This is a genomic window from Sphingomonas sp. AX6, assembly GCF_902506605.1.
Taxonomy (GTDB): domain Bacteria; phylum Pseudomonadota; class Alphaproteobacteria; order Sphingomonadales; family Sphingomonadaceae; genus Sphingomonas.
In genome coordinates this window covers 1598739-1614718 of sequence record NZ_LR733979.1, presented here as the reverse complement: position 1 = coordinate 1614718, position 15980 = coordinate 1598739, and the positions used below count along the sequence as shown (strand labels likewise).

At 63.9% G+C, this 15980-nt stretch carries 18 protein-coding genes; 7 read left to right on the top strand and 11 right to left on the bottom strand.

Translation table 11 applies throughout. The features are described 5' to 3' along the window. Positions 1–79 precede the first annotated feature (79 nt). Entirely contained in the window at positions 80–373 is a 294-nt protein-coding gene (rpmB, locus tag ENHY17A_RS07845; RefSeq protein ID WP_159711636.1) for a 50S ribosomal protein L28, read from the bottom strand. Between the two features lie 192 nt (positions 374–565). Between rpmB and ENHY17A_RS07840 the strand changes: the two genes are divergently transcribed. Beyond that, the gene (locus ENHY17A_RS07840; protein ID WP_159711634.1) at positions 566–811 is read left to right on the top strand and encodes a hypothetical protein; all 246 of its coding nucleotides are present in this window, start codon (positions 566–568) and stop codon (positions 809–811) included. A gap of 97 nt (positions 812–908) precedes the next feature. Then, entirely contained in the window at positions 909–1337 is a 429-nt protein-coding gene (locus tag ENHY17A_RS07835) for a nucleoside deaminase (RefSeq protein WP_159714318.1), read from the top strand. 32 nt (positions 1338–1369) lie between these two features. On the opposite strand, the gene ENHY17A_RS07830 is transcribed toward ENHY17A_RS07835, so the two are convergent. The 7 genes from ENHY17A_RS07830 to ENHY17A_RS07800 all read right to left on the bottom strand — a co-directional run bounded on the left by ENHY17A_RS07830 (position 1370) and on the right by ENHY17A_RS07800 (position 7253). Continuing rightward, positions 1370–1993, bottom strand: a complete 624-nt coding sequence (locus ENHY17A_RS07830) for a DUF4126 domain-containing protein (RefSeq protein ID WP_159711632.1) — start codon at positions 1991–1993, stop codon at positions 1370–1372. A gap of 16 nt (positions 1994–2009) precedes the next feature. Then, entirely contained in the window at positions 2010–2411 is a 402-nt protein-coding gene (locus ENHY17A_RS07825) for a hypothetical protein (protein WP_201296362.1), read from the bottom strand. A gap of 48 nt (positions 2412–2459) precedes the next feature. Beyond that, entirely contained in the window at positions 2460–2942 is a 483-nt protein-coding gene (locus ENHY17A_RS07820; protein WP_159711630.1) for a low molecular weight protein-tyrosine-phosphatase, read from the bottom strand. 33 nt (positions 2943–2975) lie between these two features. Continuing rightward, positions 2976–3560, bottom strand: coding sequence for a superoxide dismutase family protein (locus tag ENHY17A_RS07815; RefSeq protein ID WP_236547811.1), 585 nt, complete (start codon positions 3558–3560; stop codon positions 2976–2978). A 73-nt stretch (positions 3561–3633) separates the two neighbouring features. After that, entirely contained in the window at positions 3634–4632 is a 999-nt protein-coding gene (locus tag ENHY17A_RS07810) for a helix-turn-helix domain-containing protein (RefSeq protein ID WP_159711628.1), read from the bottom strand. A gap of 2 nt (positions 4633–4634) precedes the next feature. Next, positions 4635–5840, bottom strand: a complete 1206-nt coding sequence (locus ENHY17A_RS07805) for an MFS transporter (protein WP_236547810.1) — start codon at positions 5838–5840, stop codon at positions 4635–4637. A 492-nt stretch (positions 5841–6332) separates the two neighbouring features. Next, entirely contained in the window at positions 6333–7253 is a 921-nt protein-coding gene (locus ENHY17A_RS07800; protein ID WP_159711624.1) for a LysR family transcriptional regulator, read from the bottom strand. A 99-nt stretch (positions 7254–7352) separates the two neighbouring features. On the opposite strand from ENHY17A_RS07800, the gene ENHY17A_RS07795 reads away from it, so the two are divergent. The 5 genes from ENHY17A_RS07795 (at position 7353) to mmsB (ending at position 13049) form a co-directional block, all read left to right on the top strand. Next, on the top strand, positions 7353–8849 hold the full coding sequence (locus ENHY17A_RS07795) for a CoA-acylating methylmalonate-semialdehyde dehydrogenase (RefSeq protein ID WP_159711622.1): 1497 nt from the start codon (positions 7353–7355) through the stop codon (positions 8847–8849). Positions 8850–8994: 145 nt separating this feature from the next. Continuing rightward, positions 8995–10140, top strand: a complete 1146-nt coding sequence (locus ENHY17A_RS07790; RefSeq protein WP_159711620.1) for an acyl-CoA dehydrogenase family protein — start codon at positions 8995–8997, stop codon at positions 10138–10140. A 130-nt stretch (positions 10141–10270) separates the two neighbouring features. Beyond that, positions 10271–11311: an enoyl-CoA hydratase/isomerase family protein gene (locus ENHY17A_RS07785; protein WP_159711618.1), complete on the top strand. Its 1041-nt coding sequence runs from the start codon at positions 10271–10273 to the stop codon at positions 11309–11311. An 89-nt stretch (positions 11312–11400) separates the two neighbouring features. After that, a complete protein-coding gene (locus tag ENHY17A_RS14725; protein ID WP_159711616.1) occupies positions 11401–12174 on the top strand; it encodes an enoyl-CoA hydratase in 774 nt (257 codons plus the stop codon). A 2-nt stretch (positions 12175–12176) separates the two neighbouring features. Further along, positions 12177–13049 carry a 3-hydroxyisobutyrate dehydrogenase gene (gene mmsB, locus ENHY17A_RS07780; protein ID WP_236547809.1) on the top strand — a complete coding sequence of 291 codons (873 nt, stop codon included), beginning with the start codon at positions 12177–12179 and terminating at the stop codon, positions 13047–13049. Positions 13050–14316: 1267 nt separating this feature from the next. Here the strand turns inward: mmsB and ENHY17A_RS07775 are convergent. The 3 genes from ENHY17A_RS07775 to ENHY17A_RS07765 all read right to left on the bottom strand — a co-directional run bounded on the left by ENHY17A_RS07775 (position 14317) and on the right by ENHY17A_RS07765 (position 15949). Beyond that, a complete protein-coding gene (locus tag ENHY17A_RS07775) occupies positions 14317–14544 on the bottom strand; it encodes a hypothetical protein (protein ID WP_159711614.1) in 228 nt (75 codons plus the stop codon). Between the two features lie 212 nt (positions 14545–14756). Beyond that, on the bottom strand, positions 14757–15197 hold the full coding sequence (locus ENHY17A_RS07770) for a hypothetical protein (protein WP_159711612.1): 441 nt from the start codon (positions 15195–15197) through the stop codon (positions 14757–14759). Then, the gene (locus ENHY17A_RS07765) at positions 15113–15949 is read right to left on the bottom strand and encodes a hypothetical protein (RefSeq protein ID WP_159711610.1); all 837 of its coding nucleotides are present in this window, start codon (positions 15947–15949) and stop codon (positions 15113–15115) included. The genes ENHY17A_RS07770 and ENHY17A_RS07765 overlap by 85 nt, the downstream gene beginning before the upstream one ends. Positions 15950–15980: the final 31 nt, after the last annotated feature.

Below are 15980 nucleotides of genomic sequence, written 5' to 3'. Positions count from 1 at the left end.
TGCACGGGGCATGGCAGGGTCGTCGTCACTGCAATTCGAAAAGGAAAGGCTGTCGCGTCAGCGCCAGCCCATCTGCGAATCAGGCAGCGTTTTCGGCAAGCTTCTTGCGGACGTCGCGCTTCAGGCGGCGTGCGCGCAGCGACAGATCGTCGTCGCTGGTCTTGACCAGCCAGTTGTCGAGGCCACCATTATGTTCGACCGAACGCAGGCCGTGCGTCGATACGCGCAGACGCACGCTCTTTTCGAGCGATTCCGACATCAGCGTGACATTCTGCAGATTCGGCAGGAAAGTACGCTTGGTCTTGTTGTTGGCGTGGGAAACATTGTTCCCCACCAGCCGGCCCTTGCCGGTCAGTTCGCAAATGCGCGACATCGGTTAATTCCTGGCTTTTCGCGTGTGCGGGGTCGCAATCGACCCCTGGAAAGTGCGGGCGGATAACCGGTGCGGACTGTGCCGTCAACCGATTCTGCCGCTCAACCGTGCAACCCTGGCGTCCGCATCACGTTATTACGGCAGCGATTCGAGTGGATCAACACGCGAATCGAGAAAGGGAGTTTTCAGTCCATGCGTGGAATCCTCATATTGCTCGGCATCGTGGCGCTGATCGTCATCGTGCTGCTGTCGCTGGGCATGATCAGTTTCGATCAGGAACGTGCGGCGCAATTGCCGTCGGTCAAGATCGAGGGCGGACAAGCGCCCAAATTCGACGTCGATGTCGGCCGGGTCGATGTGACCACCACGAACAAGACCGTCGAAGTGCCGACGCTCCAAGTCGAAAAGGCTGCCCCGGCACCCGCGCCCGCGCAGTAATCGCGCCCCCGATATGGTTGCACTCACCCGTTCGCTGGGCGACAGCGGACGGGTGACTCATGCTCCCACCCCGATTGTCCATCCACTGCCGCCCTGGATGCGGCTCGCCCTCGACGACGCGCACGCGGCTGCGGCGGTGGGAGAGGTGCCCGTCGGCGCGGTGGTGGTGAGGGACGGCGTGGTCGTCGGGCGCGGTGCCAATGCGCCGCGTACGACGCACGACCCGACGGCCCACGCCGAAATCGTGGCGATCCGCGCCGCCGCGGCAGCGCTGGGCAGTGACCGGCTGGAGGGATGCGACCTGTTCGTGACGCTGGAGCCGTGCGCGATGTGCGCAGGCGCGATCGCCCATGCCCGTATCGCGCGGCTCTATTACGGGGCCAGCGATCCCAAGGGCGGCGCGGTGGAACACGGGCCGCGCTTCTTCACCCAACCCACCTGCCATCACCGGCCGGAGGTGTATGGCGGAATATTGGAAGGCGAGGCGGGGGAATTGCTGCGCGGTTTTTTCGCAGGGAAAAGGTGATGGGGATGCGCCTGCGCAAGTAAGCGCGTTTGTCAGCGTGCAGGCGGGGCAGGAAAGCCCGGTTCGTTCACCCGCTTGCCCCCGAACACCCGCCCCAGCGCGCGCCGGATCAGGACCAGCGACAGGATCGTCGCCGTCAGCGCCAGCACCGCGATCACCACCGCCGCCACCGGATTGGCGAGCGCGAGCAATAACAATCCGCCGGTTGCGACATCTTCGCCGGTCGATACCATGACGTTGCTAAACGGCTCCGGGCTGGTGTTGACCATCGCGCGCGTTCCGGCCTTTGCGCCGTGGGTCATCAGCGATGCGCCGCCGCCCAAAAGGAACGCGATCACTTGCCAGGCCGGGTCGCCGGGATCGACGATCGCCAACGCCAACAGCGCGCCACCAACCGGGCGGATGAAGGTGTGGACCGCGTCCCACAGAGTGTCGAGCCAGGCAATCTTGTCGGCAAAGAATTCCGCCAGCGCGCCCAGTGCGGCGATGCCGATCACCCATGGGTTGGCCAGCGCGTCCAACGCCGAAAGCTGATGCGGGAGATCGACCCAGCCGGTTCGCATCGCCAGCCCGACAACTGCCACGGTAAAATAGAACCGCCACCCGGCCAGCAGGCTGACGCTGGCGGCGAGCCCGATGATCTCGATCGCGCCCATCGCCCGATCGGGCCGGTCAGGCGACGGGTTTGGGTGCAGGCGGCGACGGTTTGGCCGCAGGCTTTTTAGCCGCTGGTTTCTTTGCCGCAGGGTTCTTCGCGGCCGCGGTCTTGGCCGGAGCCTTTTTTGCGACGGGCTTCTTCGCTACCGGTTTTGGTGCCGCGCGCTTTTTCGCAGGTGCAGGCTTGGGCGCAGGTTGGGGGGTCGGGGTCGCGACGCTGGCTGCGGCGGTCTTGGCGCGAATCTGTCCGGCGAGCGATTCGAGCGCCATCGCGGCCAGACCGGCAACCAGCGGGTGCTTGGTCAGGTTGTCGACCGTTACGCCGCTTCCCTTCAGTGCCGCAGGGATGTCGATCCCGGCAAAAGTGAAGCCCGCTTTTTCGCCCTTGTCCTTCGACTTGCCGCCCTTTTTTGCCATGTGCTTTCTCCTTGTCACCCAATGATGTGGGACGGTGTCTTACCCTTGTCAATCAGTGGAGGAGTCGGCACGCGCCAGTTCGGCCACGAGCGCAACCGCGCCTGCGCTCACATCGCGCCAGGCCAGGTCGAAATCCCGTGCATCGCCGTGATAGGGGTCGGCGACGCTCTCGCCCGCGCGCCCTGGAACATGGTCAAGCAGGAGCGAGACGCTAGCCTTCGTATCGGCGGGAGCCAGCGCCTTCAGGTCACGCAAATTCTGTCGGTCGAGCGCGACGATATGGTCGAAGCGGTGGAAATGTTCGGGCTTCACCTGCTGCGCACGGTGCCCGTTCAGGTCGATGCCGTTGCGCTGGGCGCAGGCCACCGTACGCGGGTCGGCACCCAAGCCGACATGCCAGTCGCCTGTGCCCGCCGATGCGACCTCGATCGACATGTCCCGCGCTTCGGCTTCCTGCCGAAACGCCGCTTCGGCAAGCGGCGAACGGCAGATATTGCCCAGACAGACGAACAGGATCGAACGGTCGGCCATCAATTTCCCATCGGCGTCGTCATGGCCGCGCCGTTACCCGGCGGCAAAGATACCGCACGCGATCCGCGCGCCGCTGTCGCCCGACGGATCGGTCCGCATGTCGTCCGGCCCCTCATGCACGACGATCGCGGAGCCATCGCCGTCCATCAGCCCGGCAAAGCTGCCCGCGGGCAGCGTGAAGCTGGTGCTGGCAGTGCCATCGGCGGCGACCGTCAGATTGGGCATGTCGCCGGCGTGCGGACCGTTGGGGTTGTCGGTGCCGTGCTGGGCATTGGTCGGGTTCCAGTGGCCACCCGCGGTCTGGAAATCGGGGCCGTCGCAGGCGCCGACCTGATGAATATGGAAGCCGCGCTCGCCCGGCGGCATCCCGGTGCCGTTGACCGTGACCTGGATCGCGCCATCGGCCTCGACCGCGTTTGCCGTTCCGACCTGGGTGCCGTCAGCGGTGCGGATCTGGGCCGTGACCGTCGTTGCGCCACCCTCGGCTGGCATTTCGGCCAGCATATTGTCGAGCATGTTGTCGGCGGTCACCGTGTCGTTGGCGGGTTCGCTGGAACAGGCGGACAACAGCGCCAGGCTGGCGGCAAGGGCGGTGGCAGAGGCGAGTGCGCGCATCATGGTCTCCATGCGATGGTTCGTGTCAGTCTAGCCAATGATCGAGCCCCCTTTGAGGTTCCTTGACAGCCGCTGGTCAGCGCAGCTCGCTTTGCCATTCGTTCATGCGGCGATACGCGCCATCGAGCGCGCTTTCGGTGGCGACCATCCGGCGATAGGCGCCGGGCCGCTGACCGAATCTCTGGCGGAATGCGTCGCTCGCACGGCCTTCGTGATCCAGCCCGACGCTTTCCGCGACCACCGCGATCGATCGGGGGTCGCCTGCCGACAGCCTCTCGCGCAGCCGTTCCAGCCGCTGATCGCGGATGTAGCGGGCAAGGCCGCCCCAAGGCGCGAAATCGCGATACAGGGTGGCGCGCGACAGGTTGAAGCGGTCGACCAGCAGGTCGGGGCCGAGCATCGGGTCGGCCAGCCGCTCGGCGATCAGCGCGCGCACCCGGTCGCGCCGTTCGGTCTGGATGCGATCATGGTCCAGCGGTTCTCGCCAGGGGGCCGGGGTCAGCGCCACCCCCAGCAGGTCGACGGTCACCCGACCGATCGCCATAAGCGATGCAGGCGACAGCAACGCGCCGTGCCGGGCCAGCGACGCGATGTGATCGGCGAGCAGGAAACCGCGATCCTGCGCAATCACATGGCCGTGCCACCCGTCGGTCCCGCCGCTCGCCGCGATCACGGCGGCGCGCGCCAGGCTCATCGTCAGCACATGGGCGTCGGGCGCGCGATTGCCCATCGGCCGCAGCATGTCGAACATCAGGATTTCGCCGGGCGCAATGCGGCGATACCCGCTGCCCGTATCGGCGTGGAATTCGCCGCTCAACACCAGCGTCAGCGTGAAATGATCGATCGCATCCCGGTCGGCACGCGCGGCATTGCGGCTATGCGCGACATCGACCAGCCGGCGGTCGTAGAGCAGCGACCGATCGAGCCGCCAGACGCGCAGCGCCACCGCGAACTCCGGCCCCGTCGCGCGGGCATCGGATCCGGGCGAATAGAGCGTGCGATAGGCGTCGAACCGCTGCGCAGGCGGCAGCACCGCGCTGTCGAACCCCAGCAGTGCGCGCGATTCCCCGTCCACGTTCAGGGTTTATCGCGCGCGCGCCTGCTGAACAAGTGCGCCGCCATCGCCACGCAGAACATGGCAAGCGCGACGATCGCCAGCGCACGGGGCAGGGCGGTCGCCGGATCGGCGCTCGCATCGCTCAACAGGCCCGTCAGTGCGGGTCCGGTGCCCAATCCGACCAGTGTGACGGTGGCAAAGAAATATCCGTTGATGCGGTGGCGGTCCCCGATGGCCGTCGCCCGTTGAACGCCCGCCAACGCCGACACCGATGCGATGCCGAGCGAAAGATTTGCGATACCCAATAGCACGAGCGCGGCGGGCAGCGGCGGCGACGCGATCAGCATGGCCAGCGCAACTCCACCGACGGCGATGCCACCCATCACGATCTGGGTCGGCGCAACCCCGAGCGGCACCATGCGGTCGAGCAATCGCCCGCCGAACAACTGCCCTAGCGGCGCCGTCACCAACGTCACGACGCCAGCCAGTATCGCGGCACGCGCCGGGTCCAGCGCATGTAGTCGCACCAATAGCGTGGGAAACCAGATCGCGGCGGATTGGATGACGACCACCGCTGCACACGCCGCCGCGAACAGCGACAATTGCGCCTGCGTCCCGACACGGAAGCTTGTCCTGGCGGTGCGGACGGGTGGCGCGGTGCCTTCCGGTCGGCGCAGCACGATTGCCAGTGCCGCGATCAGCACCAGATTGGGCAGGCTGGTCAGCAGGAATGTCGTCCGCCACGCGGCGGGCAGCCCGAAGGGCGCGGCGACCACGACCGTGGCGATCGCCGCGATGATCGCACCCGCCGTCAATGCCGCGCTGCTCCGTCCCAGCGAGGATGCGATCGAAAAGCGGCTCGTCACCCGACCGATACGCCGCTGGTCGCCGCTGGCGGTGATGACCGCAACGGCTGCGGGGACGAACGCGGCCTGGCCCAGCCCGGCGACGATCTGCGCCGTCGCGAAATGCCCAGGGCTGGTCGCATAGCCCAGCGCCACGATTCCGGCGGTCCAAGCGCCGATCCCGCCGATCAGGAACGGGGCGGGCGGGCGGCGGCGCGACCAGTGGCCGAACGCGAGCGCTCCCGCGGCGTAGGCGACCGCGAACAGCGTCCCCGCTAACAGGCCGAATCCGGCATCGGACAGTCCGAGTTCGCGCTTCAGATAGGTCGCACCCGCCGACGACACGAACCGGTCGAAATAGGCGAGATACGTGCCGATCACGAGTAGCCAGCTCGCGCGACCGATCCCAGCGAGGGGTGAGGATGCGGAATTTGCGGATGCATCCGGCGGGGAAAGCGGGCGATCGGTCAGCACGGCGACCCCCAAAAGTCGCGCGGTGCATGACCGATCAAGCGGCCGCCTTCCCCCTCGGAAAAGAGTTTCTGCCCTCCGGCACCAGCAGGTTGGGTCGCGGACCCGCTGGCAGCCGGAGGACAGAATCGACCGCCACGCTTGCGCGCGGCGATCGATAAGCGTGGCGGGTGGAATGGCCGATCATCGCAGGCCCATGGCCCCGATGATCCGCGTTCCGAATCACCCGAGCCCTGTTTACCCGACCGACCGTCCGAAAATCGTGATAGCGACGTTCGCCATCCGCAATAAAATCGGACGTCCAACCCCCCAGTTAAGCGTCGGGGCACGGGATATGACGCAATCGCGCGACCGAGAATGCCCTGGTGTCTCAAAGGTGAGACAAATACGGGTAAGTTGCGATCATTCTGCGGAAATGTCCGGTGTTTGAGACACTGGGTAATTTTCACCATTCAGCACACCGCGATGGCGGTTGGCCAGCGCGATCAGCCAGTCGGCAAAGGCGCGGACTTGCGCAAAGCCTTGCGTTTCGCGGTGCGTGGTCAACCAGAAGCTGCGTTCGATCGACAGGTCAGGCAGGATCGCGCACAGCCCCATTTCGGCATCGCCGATGAAGCAGGGCAGGATACCAATCCCAGCGCCTGCCGCGATCATCTTGGCCTGGGCATTGATGCTCGACGATCGCAGTTGCGGCACGCCGTCGATCGGCAGTTCGTCCAGATAGCGCAGTTCGGGCGCATACAGAATGTCGGGGATATATCCGATCATGCGCCGTCCGTTCAGGTCGCGGGGCTCGCCGACCGGACGTGCCGCAATGTCGGCTGCCGCGCCGTAAAGCCGCAGCCGGTAATCGGCGAGCTTGCGCACCATCAACGGTCCCCGGCGCGGCCGGGCGAGCAGCACCGCGAGATCGGTTTCGCGCCGTCCCGGGTTCAGAAATCCCGAGCTGGCGACCAGATCGACCTCGACGCCGGGGTGCGCATCGGCGAACTCGCCCAGATGGCGGCTGACGAACCAGGTGCCGAACCCTTCCGCGACGCTGACCCGCACCGCACCGCGCAGCGGTTGTTCGCCGCGCGTCGCTTCTCCCACTTCGCCCGCGATCCGGGCCATCGCCTCTACCTTGTCGAGCAGCGCGTTGCCCGTGGGCGTCAGCACCTGACCCTCGCCAGTCTGTTCGAACAGGCGTTCGCCGATGCTGCGTTCCAGACGACGGATGCGGCGGCCCACCGTGGTCGCGTCGGTGCCGGTGGCAGTCGCTGCGCGTGCGATCTGGCCGGTGCGCGCCACCGCCAGGAAGAAGGGCAGGTCGCTCCAGTCCATCTACCTGCACTATTGCAGGAGCCGACTGCACGTCCAGCGGTTGATTTGCAGCCCGCAAGCGCCGACACTCTGGCCAAAGCAAATCAGGAGAGCGATGCGATGCGTGTGATCGACCATATGATCGTAGGCCATTCCGGCGGCGGCAGCGCCCGGACCAGCGATGTGTTCGACCCGAATTCGGGGGCGGTTCAGGCAAAGGTGTCGCTCGGCGGTCAGGCCGAACTCGACAAGGCGGTTGCCGCCGCCGAGGCCGCGCAACCCGCCTGGGCCGCGACCAATCCCCAACGCCGCGCCCGCGTGATGTTCAATTTCAAGACGTTGGTCGAAAAGAACATGGACGAGCTGGCGCGGATGCTCAGCTCGGAACATGGCAAGGTGATCGCCGACGCCAAGGGCGATATTCAGCGCGGGCTGGAAGTCATCGAATTCTGCTGTGGCATTCCGCATGTGCTGAAGGGTGAATACACCCAGGGCGCCGGACCGGGCATCGACGTCTATTCGATGCGTCAGCCGATCGGCATCGGCGCGGGCATCACGCCGTTCAACTTCCCGGCGATGATCCCGCTATGGATGTCAGGCGTCGCGATCGCGACCGGCAACGCCTTCATCCTGAAGCCCAGCGAGCGCGATCCGTCGGTCCCCGTCCGCTTGGCCGAATTGTTCCGCGAAGCCGGGCTGCCCGAGGGCATTTTGCAAGTCGTTCACGGCGACAAGGAAATGGTCGATGCGATCCTCGACCATCCGGCGATCGGTGCGATCAGCTTCGTCGGATCGAGCGACATCGCGCATTATGTCTATAATCGCGGGGTTGCCGCCGGAAAGCGCGTCCAGGCGATGGGCGGCGCGAAGAATCACGGCATCGTCATGCCCGACGCCGATCTCGACCAGGTGGTCAACGACCTGTCGGGCGCGGCCTTCGGGTCGGCGGGCGAACGCTGCATGGCGCTGCCCGTCGTGGTGCCGGTCGGCGAGGATACGGCCAACCGCTTGCGCGAAAAGCTGATCCCGGCGATCGAAAAGCTGCGCGTCGGCGTATCGACCGACGAAGAGGCGCATTACGGCCCCGTCGTGAACGCCGCGCACAAGCAGCGCGTCGAAAACTGGATCCAGACCGGTGTGGACGAAGGTGCCGAACTGGTCGTCGATGGACGCGGTTTCACGCTTCAGGGGCACGAAGAGGGTTTCTTCATCGGACCCAGCCTGTTCGATCACGTCACCCCCGAAATGAGCGCGTACAAGGAGGAAATCTTCGGACCCGTCCTTCAGATTGTGCGCGCCAAGGATTTCGAGGAAGCCGTCCGCCTGCCCAGCCAGCATCAGTACGGCAACGGCGTCGCGATCTTCACCCGCAACGGCCATGCGGCGCGCGAATTCGCCGCGCGGGTGAATGTCGGGATGGTCGGCATCAACGTGCCGATCCCGGTGCCGGTCGCCTATCACAGCTTTGGCGGGTGGAAGCGCTCGGCGTTCGGCGACACCAACCAGCACGGCATGGAAGGCGTGAAGTTCTGGACCAAGGTCAAGACGATCACCCAACGCTGGCCCGACGGATCGCCCGATGGGTCGAACGCGTTCGTCATCCCGACCATGGGGTAACCCAGATCCTCCCCATCGGGGGAGGCGGTAGCGCGCAGCGCTGACGGAGGGGGCGAACGACGCAGTGCGGCGCTCGCGGCAACCCCCTCCACCGCCTTCGGCGGTCCCCCTCCCCCGATGGGGGAGGATCTTGTAAAGGCCTTGCATGACCAACCAGTTCGACCTCACCGACGAGCAGCGCGAGATCCAGGAACTTGCGCGCCGTTTCACCGCCGACCGCATCACGCCGCACGCCGCGGAGTGGGATGAAAAGCACATCTTCCCGCGTGAAACGATCAAGGCAGCGGCCGAACTCGGCTTCGCCTCGATCTATGTCTCCGAAGAATCGGGCGGCATCAATCTGGGGCGGCTTGAGGCGGCACTGATCATGGAGGCGATGGCCTATGGCTGTCCCTCTACATCCGCCTTCATCTCGATCCACAACATGGCATCGTGGATGATCGACCGGTTCGGCGCTCAGCCGGTAAAGGACAAATATCTTCCCTCACTCGTCACAATGGACCGCATCGCCAGCTATTGCCTGACCGAGCCGTCTTCCGGCTCCGACGCCGCCGCGCTCAAGACGCGGGCGGTCCGCGACGGCGACCATTATGTCGTCAACGGCACCAAGCAGTTCATCTCCGGCGGCGGCGAAAACGAAGTCTATGTGACGATGGTCCGCACCGGAGAGGACGGGCCGAAGGGCATTTCGTGCCTGGTCATCGAAAAGGACATGCCCGGAGTCAGTTTCGGCGCGCAGGAAAAGAAGCTCGGCTGGCATTCGCAGCCGACCGCCGCACTGGTGCTGGAGGATGTCCGCGTGCCGGCCGAAAATCTGGTTGGCGGCGAGGGCGAGGGCTTCCGCATCGCGATGATGGGGCTGGATGGCGGACGGCTCAACATCGGCGCCTGTTCGCTGGGCGGCGCGCAGCGCTGTCTGGACGAAAGCGTCGCCTATACCAAGGAACGCCAGCAATTCGGCAAACCCATCGCGGACTTTCAGAACACGCAGTTCATGCTTGCCGATATGGCCACCGACCTGGAGGCCGCGCGTGCGCTGCTTTACGTCGCGGCGGCGAAAGTGACGGCGAACGCGCCCGACAAGACGCGCTTTGCGGCAATGGCCAAGCGGCTGGCGACCGACAGCGGCTCGAAGATCGTCAACGACGCGCTGCAATTGCATGGCGGCTATGGCTATTTGCAGGATTACCCCATCGAACGCTTCTGGCGCGATTTGCGGGTGCATTCGATCCTGGAGGGCACCAACCAGGTGATGCGCATGATCGTCGGGCGCGATCTGACGCGGCAGTGATCCTTCGATACGGGTCTTCGCCAAGCTCAGCCCCTACTCAGGACGAACGGTAGGGCTTGGGAGAAATGATGTTTCCGTTCGTCCTGAGTAGCCGTTGAGCGAAGGCGAAATGGCGTATCGAAGGACAGTGATGACCGACGACGTTCTGATCGAAACCCAAGGCCCGATCGGCCGCATTCGCCTGAACCGGCCCAAGGCGATCCACGCGCTGACGACAGACATGTGCGCCGCGGTGATGGCCGCGCTCGACACCTGGGCCGAAGACTCCGGGATCGAAGCGATCCTGATTGATCACGCCGAAGGTCGCGGGTTCTGCGCGGGCGGCGATATCCGCATGATCGCCGAAAGCGGTGCGAGCGACGGCATGGCCGCCCGCGACTTCTTCCGCACCGAATACCGGATGAACCACCGGTTGTTCACCCACGCCAAGCCGATCGTCGCGTTCATGGACGGCATTACCATGGGTGGCGGCGTCGGCATTTCGCAGCCTGCGCGGTTCCGGGTTGCCACCGAAAACACCAAATTCGCCATGCCGGAAACCGGCATCGGTCTGTTCCCCGATGTCGGTGGCGGCTGGTTTCTGTCGCGGCTGCCGGGGCGGGTCGGGCAGTATCTGGCGCTGACCGGCGCACGAATCGACGGGGCGGAATGCAAAGCGCTCGGCCTTGCGACCCATCACCTCCCCAGCGACGCGCTGGATGAGGCGAAACGCCGCATCGCTGCCGCGCCACAAGCGATCGAAGCGATCCTGACTGAGCTTTCGACGCCCGCACCGGATGCGCGCATCCTTGACCACCGCGATGCCATCGACCGGTTGTTCGCCTCCGACAAGTTGGAGGAGGTGTCCGCCGCGCTGGAAGCCGATGATGGCGAATGGGCAGCGCAGCAGCTGGCGACGCTGAAGACCAAGTCGCCGCAAACAATGAAGGTCAGCTTGAAACTCCTGCTCGATGGCAGGACCATGCCGACGTTCGAGGACGAGATGCGCCAGGAATTCGCGGTCGCGTCGCGGGTCGTGCAGCGCCACGACTTCATCGAAGGCGTCCGCGCGGTGATCATCGACAAGGACAATGCGCCACGCTGGAACCCGGCGACGCCCCAAGACGTCAGCGACCATTTGATCGACCAGATCTTCGCGCCGTTGCCCGAAGGCGATGCGTGGGAGCCATGACCCGATCGTCATCCCCGCGCAGGCGGGGATCCACAACTTCTGGCGGGATGAATGGATTCCCGCCTTCGCGGGAATGACGGAGTAATTTGATGACCTATGAAACCATCCTCGTCGAGAAGCGCGATCGCGTGACGCTGATCACGCTCAATCGGCCCAAGGCGCTGAACGCGCTCAATGCTCAGGTGCTTGCTGATCTGCTCGCCGCACTGTCCGCCTTCGATGCCGATCCGGGCCAGGGCTGCGCCGTTATTACCGGCAGCGAAAAGGCGTTCGCGGCGGGGGCGGACATCAAGGAGATGCAGGAGATGGGGTTTGCCGAGATGTTCGGCAGCAACCACTTTTCCGGCTGGGAGCAGTTCGGGCGGACGCGGAAGCCGGTGATTGCGGCGGTTGCTGGCTATGCGCTGGGGGGTGGGTGTGAGCTTGCGATGATGTGCGATTTCATTCTGGCCGCCGACACGGCGAAGTTCGGACAGCCGGAGATCAAGCTGGCGGTGTCGCCGGGCATGGGCGGGTCGCAGCGGTTGGCGTTGGCGGTGGGCAAGGCCAAGGCGATGGAGATGTGCCTGACCGGGCGGATGATGGATGCCGAGGAGGCTGAGCGGGCGGGGCTTGTCAGCCGGGTGGTGCCGGCCGCCGAGTTGGTCGAGGAGGCGGTGAAGACCGCCCAGACCATCGCATCGATGGCACCGCTGGCGGTGCTCGCCAACAAGGAAATGGTCAATGCGGCGTTCGAATTGCCGCTGACGCAGGGCGTCCAGTTCGAGCGACGCCTGTTCAACGGGCTGTTCGGGACCGAGGATCAGAAGGAAGGCATGGCGGCGTTCGTCGAGAAGCGCGCCGGCGACTGGAAGGGAAAATAAGCATGGCACGCGTCGGATTCATCGGGCTGGGCAATATGGGCGGCGGGATGGCCGCGAATTTGGCGAAGGCGGGACATGACGTTCGTGCCTTCGACCTGTCGGCAGAGGCGCTGGAGCGCGCCGAGAAGGCCGGGTGTCTGCCGGTTGCCAGCGCGGCCGAAGCGGCGGAAGGGGCCGAGGCGGTCATCACCATGTTGCCTGCGGGCACTCATGTCGAAGCGGTCTATGCCGACAGCGTGTTCGGGGTGGCGGATACCGCGGCGGTGCTGATCGATTGTTCGACCATCGACGTCGAGACGGCCAAGCGGGTGGCCGATGCGGCGGCGGCGAAGGGGCTGACCGCGGTCGACGCGCCGGTATCGGGCGGGATCGCGGCGGCGGCGGCGGGTTCGCTGACCTTCATGGTGGGTGGCTCCAATGCCGGGTTCGAGCGGGCCAAGGCGTTCCTGGACGATATGGGCAAGGCGGTGATCCATGCCGGGGGCAATGGCGCGGGTCAGGCGGCCAAGATCTGCAACAACATGCTGCTCGGCGCGACGATGATCGCGACGTGCGAGGCGTTCGCGCTGGCCGAGAAACTGGGGCTCGATCCGCAGACCTTCTATGATATATCCTCTGTGTCGTCGGGACAGAGCTGGTCGATGACGTCGTATTGCCCGGTGGCGGGGGTGGGGCCGGAAAGCCCGGCGGACCGCGACTTTGCGGGCGGGTTTGCGGCGGCGCTGATGCTCAAGGATTTGAAACTGGCGATGGAAGCGGCGCAAGGGTCGGGCGTGGACACGCCGATGGGCAAGCGCGCGGCGGAATTGTACGGCGCGTTCGTCGAAGGCGGACAGGGCGGGATGGATTTCTCGGGGATTATTCGGACGCTTTGATTGGGGGTGTCCTCGTCTTCGGCCTCGTCGATCTGGGGTGAGGCCGGGGGTTCGGTTGCGTCCGACAAGCCCCCTCCGTCAGCGCTTTGCGCTGCCACCTCCCCCGAAAGGGGAGGATCTTCAGGGTCGGTCAGCGCGGCGAAGAAGGCGGTGCGGGTGGCGTGGTCGTGCGCGTCGGGCGTGAGGACGAGATGGTGGATCCCGGCCTCCACCGCATCGAGTTCATCGGCGTCCAGGCTGCGGCAATAGTCGGAATAGCCCCATTCGCTTTCTTCTTCGCCGATGAAATCGGGGGGTGGGGCGAGGTTGGTGCGCCAATCCTCTGCCACCGAGCAGCGCCAGACGGGGAGGCGGTCGGGATTATCGTCAGGCAGCCAGGGACCATCGAACGCGGGTTCGGGACTTTCCTGAACAAGTTGACAAGGTTGACAGTCCTGCACCTTTTCAGGCGGCGCGAGGGTGACGAGGCCGAGGTTTTCGGCGCGGGTCCAGTCGGCGGCGGTCCAGTCTGCGCGGGCGGCGAGATCGGGGGCGGGGGCGGTGGCTTCGGGGTCATGGGCGTGGGTGCGGACCCAGCGATCGGCGCGGGCGAGCGCGCGGACGGGTTCGAGTTCCTGTGCGGCGGCGGCGGGATCGGCGGCGCCCGAAATGCGCGCGGCGAGGAACATGCCCGCACGCGCAGGGCCGCCGGAGGGGCCGCTTTCCTCAAGCACATCCAGATAATGTTCGAAATCTTCGGCCGCGAGGGCGGCGGCGTGGGCGCGCGGGGCGGCCTTTGTCGGGTCGCAGGCGCGGTCGAGGCGGGTGAGCAGGTTCCAGGCGAGGCGATTGTCGTGGCGTTTGCGGGTCGTGATGCGACCGTCATCGGTGATGACCTGTTCGCGTACGCCGTTGAGGGCGCGGTCCATCAGTTCGTCGGCGAGCACGTCGCGGGCGCGGACCTGGGCGGCTTCCCAGCCCAATGCGAAGGCCGCGCCGCGTGCCGAGGCGCGAAAGGTGTAGGCGGCGGTGCGCGACATCTCCACAATGGCGCAGGCGCGATCGACGGTGAGGCCGCGCGAGAGGGCGATGAGGAAGCGGCGCTGGCGATCGGCGGTCCAGCCATCGCAGCGCGGGCGTTCGCCGGGGGTGAGGCCGTGACATTCGGCAATGTCGAACAGGCTGCCATCGGGCAGCGGCACGTACCGCGGGTTCAGGGATTGGCCGTTGGCGTCACGTTCGATTTCCGGGCGGTCGGTTGCGGGCCGGGTGCCGGTCGCGTGATCGGTCATGCGCGGCGCTCCGCTGCGAGGGCAGCGAACAGGGCTTCTGTGCGGGCGAGATTGGCGCGGATCGCGGGCGGCATCGGCAGACGGTTGCCGATCCGTCCGGCATCGACATGCGCCTGCCATTCGGCGGCGATGGTCGGGGCGGGGTGGGTGGCGGCGTGATCGGCGACGCCGCGGATGGGCGCGGCGGCGCGTGCGACCGGTTGCCTGGCAAGCGCGTTCGGCATGGGATGCGTCCTTTTCGCGAAAGAAGGACCGGGTAGATATGCTGGAAGGGGGTGTGTAGGAAAGCCGAAAGTACCGATTTGGTTAGCGAAGCGCAGCGGAGCTAAGCAAGAGGCCGCGCAAAGGCGCGGTATCGGCCGGCCTGCGGGGCGGAAACGCCCCGACTGACGACGCGGGATTTACTCCCGCGTCGGCCTGCGACGGTGAAAGGGTTCTATTCAAATATTCTTTTTCTAATATTAGTGGCTACATCAATATAACTATTCTCACCGAAATAGGAAACAATAACCGGATCTACACGTAACGATCTAAACACAAGCAAAGTCGCTGTCGTGACTAGTAATGGGTGTCCAGATGGAATAATATAGACTTTATTCCAGTTTTTACGTTTGAGGAAATCATGCCCTCGACGAATTAGAAAGTCTAATGTCTTATCAACGCTAGATGGTTCCAATTCAACTTGACCACTAGAAAAAGAAAAAACATCGCCGCGTAGCAAATGGCTAGGTATAGCGTGCATACCTTCGTTAACTATCACAGTAAGAGAATGGGTTTTAGCGCTCAAACCCCTTAAATATGATTCAACAGCTTCAACGCCATACTCTTCAATGATTCCATCAAGCTCACGCTCGGCTTTTTTATTGAGGTGTTCCATGATTCGATCTCTTTTAGATCATTCTTAATCAAACTATCAAATACGCCACCTTCGCCACATTCAAGAACTGGCACTTCGGCACGCCTTGACGCGAACGTACTCATTATTATAAAATGATGATCGTCATTAAAACTAATGAATGCATAATGAGGTAAGGTTCTTTGAGTGAAAACTTCTATGTCGATATCTTTATTGATAAGAGCTGCGATATAGCTTTGCGTTGATTTTCCAAATCGAGCAATATCTTCAGGTTTCTGATTGGTGTTGCTTGCAATCAGGGCAGCGCAGTCTTTATTGTCAGTATCAGATAAATATATGATGACCTTTAAATCGGGTCGAGCTTGTTCAAAGCAACCTAAATAATCCTTCAAAAACCTATCTGAATATGTGACCCCTATCCGCATAATCTTCGCTGATTTAATAAGGTCTCGATAATTGACGTCTTTAGAGTCCTCCCAGACTCTTATAATTCTTGAATCTCTTATAGAGTGTGACGCAACAATTTCGTGGTGTATGTCTTTGTAGAACTGCTCTTTAAACTTATGATCGAGCATCCAATTAAAGAATGCGGCTATCAGGACTGCAAATCCAGTATTTGAAAGCAGCCCAGCTACATCCCCCGTTAAGACCGTCCTATTGTCGAACCAGTTACTATTTCCAAGAAGAAGCAGCCCTAAGCCGGTTATTATAATCAGCAATGTTATTATATGTCCGACCGGTCGAGAACTTTGAAATGGCTTGTGATTTTCCAACCGCTCTCCCCCTAGCGCATCTCAACAACGT

Bases quoted from the DNA above. Each gene is read 5' to 3' on its own strand.
- rpmB (WP_159711636.1), bottom strand. From the start codon at position 373: ATGTCGCGCATTTGCGAACTGACCGGCAAGGGCCGGCTGGTGGGGAAC.
- ENHY17A_RS07840 (WP_159711634.1), top strand. From the start codon at position 566: ATGCGTGGAATCCTCATATTGCTCGGCATCGTGGCGCTGATCGTCATC.
- ENHY17A_RS07835 (WP_159714318.1), top strand. From the start codon at position 909: ATGCGGCTCGCCCTCGACGACGCGCACGCGGCTGCGGCGGTGGGAGAG.
- ENHY17A_RS07830 (WP_159711632.1), bottom strand. From the start codon at position 1,993: ATGGGCGCGATCGAGATCATCGGGCTCGCCGCCAGCGTCAGCCTGCTG.
- ENHY17A_RS07825 (WP_201296362.1), bottom strand. From the start codon at position 2,411: ATGGCAAAAAAGGGCGGCAAGTCGAAGGACAAGGGCGAAAAAGCGGGC.
- ENHY17A_RS07820 (WP_159711630.1), bottom strand. From the start codon at position 2,942: ATGGCCGACCGTTCGATCCTGTTCGTCTGTCTGGGCAATATCTGCCGT.
- ENHY17A_RS07815 (WP_236547811.1), bottom strand. From the start codon at position 3,560: ATGATGCGCGCACTCGCCTCTGCCACCGCCCTTGCCGCCAGCCTGGCG.
- ENHY17A_RS07800 (WP_159711624.1), bottom strand. From the start codon at position 7,253: ATGGACTGGAGCGACCTGCCCTTCTTCCTGGCGGTGGCGCGCACCGGC.
- ENHY17A_RS07795 (WP_159711622.1), top strand. From the start codon at position 7,353: ATGCGTGTGATCGACCATATGATCGTAGGCCATTCCGGCGGCGGCAGC.
- ENHY17A_RS07790 (WP_159711620.1), top strand. From the start codon at position 8,995: ATGACCAACCAGTTCGACCTCACCGACGAGCAGCGCGAGATCCAGGAA.
- ENHY17A_RS07785 (WP_159711618.1), top strand. From the start codon at position 10,271: ATGACCGACGACGTTCTGATCGAAACCCAAGGCCCGATCGGCCGCATT.
- ENHY17A_RS14725 (WP_159711616.1), top strand. From the start codon at position 11,401: ATGACCTATGAAACCATCCTCGTCGAGAAGCGCGATCGCGTGACGCTG.
- mmsB (WP_236547809.1), top strand. From the start codon at position 12,177: ATGGCACGCGTCGGATTCATCGGGCTGGGCAATATGGGCGGCGGGATG.
- ENHY17A_RS07775 (WP_159711614.1), bottom strand. From the start codon at position 14,544: ATGCCGAACGCGCTTGCCAGGCAACCGGTCGCACGCGCCGCCGCGCCC.
- ENHY17A_RS07770 (WP_159711612.1), bottom strand. From the start codon at position 15,197: ATGGAACACCTCAATAAAAAAGCCGAGCGTGAGCTTGATGGAATCATT.